The organism is Streptomyces sp. SID13726 (assembly GCF_010548375.1).
Taxonomy (GTDB): Bacteria; Actinomycetota; Actinomycetes; order Streptomycetales; family Streptomycetaceae; genus Streptomyces.
Genome location: NZ_JAAGLY010000894.1, coordinates 1 through 382, shown reverse-complemented (window position 1 = coordinate 382; position 382 = coordinate 1). Strand labels below are relative to the sequence as shown.

Annotated in this window: 2 pseudogenes; both read right to left on the bottom strand. The window is 73.6% G+C overall.

Annotation, left to right across the window (positions count from 1 at the left end):
- Positions 1 to 162, bottom strand: a pseudogene (locus tag G3I78_RS52720) (GNAT family N-acetyltransferase); the annotation flags it as partial.
- A 5-nt stretch (positions 163 to 167) separates the two neighbouring features.
- Positions 168 to 382 (bottom strand): annotated as a pseudogene (locus tag G3I78_RS50855) (transcriptional regulator); the annotation flags it as partial.

The following is a 382-nucleotide window of genomic DNA, read 5'->3' as shown; positions in this document are numbered from 1 at the left end:
GTGGATGTCACCGCCCACCGAGGCGTACAGGAAGCGGCTGAACTCCGGCGAGGGGACCTCCGCCCGCCGGACGCTGATCTCAGACCCTGGGACGGCCGCCCGGACCAGATCCTGCGGCGAGGCCATTTCCAGGGACCACGTGGTGAGTGTGAGGGTGCTCATGCAGGTCAGGGAATCACGCCGGCCCCCGCCCGGCCCAGCCGGGCCCTGATCACCGCCGGAGCCGTGGAGTGCGGCAGCAGCGCGGCCGGGTTCGAGGGGCGGATCAGCTCCACCTCCACGTCCTGCGCGAAGCGGTACGGGCGGTGGGCGAGCACGCCGCCGAGGTTGCGGCGGACCCGGGAGCTCTCCGCGCGGACCGTCACCGTCCGCGTCGGGTCCC